At 34.0% G+C, this 1680-nt stretch carries 3 protein-coding genes; all 3 read left to right on the forward strand.

Translation table 11 applies throughout. The features are described from left to right. The first annotated feature begins 53 nt into the window (after nt 1-53). Nucleotides 54-539, forward strand: a complete 486-nt coding sequence (locus BAZSYMA_RS02380; protein ID WP_090715248.1) for a copper chaperone PCu(A)C — start codon at nt 54-56, stop codon at nt 537-539. A 1-nt stretch (nt 540) separates the two neighbouring features. Further along, entirely contained in the window at nt 541-1221 is a 681-nt protein-coding gene (locus tag BAZSYMA_RS02385) for an SCO family protein (RefSeq protein ID WP_090715250.1), read from the forward strand. Nucleotides 1222-1227: 6 nt separating this feature from the next. Further along, nucleotides 1228-1680 (forward strand): hypothetical protein (locus BAZSYMA_RS02390; RefSeq protein ID WP_143243067.1); only part of this gene is annotated, 453 nt, incomplete at its 3' end.

Below are 1680 nucleotides of genomic sequence, written 5' to 3' on the forward strand. Positions count from 1 at the left end.
TCTGTCTTTTAGGCGTTGAGTAGTACACTGAATAATTTAAAGGAAAACCAACTATGTTCAACAAAATAAAAACAATGCTATTGATGTTTATTGCATTAATTAGCTTTAATGCAACTTTTGCACTTAATAATCAATTGGGCAATATTACTATAGACGATCCATGGGTGCGCTCGGCGCCACCAAATGCACCAATATTAGGTGCATTTATGGAAATATCCAATCATTCTGATGGTGATATTAAACTACTATCTGCAAATACTAATGGCTATAAACGCCTTGAGTTACACAAAACTGTGCCTCAAGACGGTATGATGAAAATGATTAAGCAAGATTTTATGCTTATCTCTGCCCACAGTAAGTTAACTTTAAAACCAGGTAGCTGGCATATTATGATGATTAAACCTAATGAGGTGCCAAGAGAAGGCGACTCTGTTGCAATTAAATTAGTATTTGATAACGGCTTGTCGAAAACCATATATGCTAAAGTAAGAAAAGAAGGAGTGATGGATCATAAAAAAATGATACATCATCAGCATTAAAATGTTGAAAAAAACTCTAATCATCATTGTTGCTATTGTTATTGTGGTTGTATTTTTTTTGTACGGCAACGCTAATCGTGATTATAAGGATTTAAAAATACAACTTAAAGTCTCCCACATTATTTACAATCCAGATAAACCATTGCCATCATTTTCTTTGGTTGATCAGAATAATCAAGTGTTTAATAATGACAATTTGAAAGATGGTTGGACTTTGCTATTATTTATTTATACGCATTGTCCAGATGTTTGTCCAACTGAGTTGCTTAATATGTCGGTTTTGAAAAATTTAATGATAGAAGGTAAAGTAACCAGTGTACCGAAAGTTGTGGCAATTACTTTTGATCCATTAAGAGATACACCCGAAGTGTTAAAAGAGTATGTGAGGCATTTTGACAAAGATTTTATCGGTGTTTCTGGTGAGCAAGCACAAATTGACCAGCTTATTAAGCCTTTTGGTGCTTATTATGAGCGTGTTATCTATGATGAAAAGGGTGGGTCAATTATCCTTAAGGCAAACGATAAGCTGCCTGAAAGTGCACTACAAGATGGTTATGTTATTAATCATACTGCTTGGGTTTATTTGATTAACCCTAAGGGTCAAATTTTTGCAGGATTCCCATCGCCGCACAATCCAAGTAAGATGGCAGATGATATTAAACTAATAATGAATCAGTTTTAAAAATTAGTGCAATACAAACCTGTTATTATTGCGATAGTTGTTTTATCAGCATTGGCTTTTGTTTCAGGCTATATAAGCCAAATAAATCGACATTCCTATGATATTTATCGTCATATCAAAGTTAGTAATTGTAAGATAGCAGTTTCAAGTTGTAAGGTTGATTTGGGTGAGGGCAGTAGTATTCAGGTGAACATATTACCACGAGGCATACCAGAAACTGAGATGTTGCGTATTTCTGTAGATACGCAAGATACGCAGATTGAAGCTTTGAGCGTTATATTTGAAGGTATTGAGATTGATACCATTACGCCAGAATATAGTTTATATCAATACAGTGATACGCGTTTTATAGGTAATGGCTCTTTAGCGATATGTTCACTTGATAAAATGCATTGGATTGCACATTTTATTGTTAAAAAAGGGGGTAAAAATTGGAAAGTTTCTTTGCCATTTGAGAAG

The sequence above is a fragment of the Bathymodiolus azoricus thioautotrophic gill symbiont genome (assembly GCF_001298715.1).
Lineage (GTDB): Bacteria > Pseudomonadota > Gammaproteobacteria > PS1 > Pseudothioglobaceae > Thiodubiliella.

Bases quoted from the DNA above. Each gene is read 5' to 3' on its own strand.
- BAZSYMA_RS02380 (WP_090715248.1), top strand. From the start codon at position 54: ATGTTCAACAAAATAAAAACAATGCTATTGATGTTTATTGCATTAATT.
- BAZSYMA_RS02385 (WP_090715250.1), top strand. From the start codon at position 541: ATGTTGAAAAAAACTCTAATCATCATTGTTGCTATTGTTATTGTGGTT.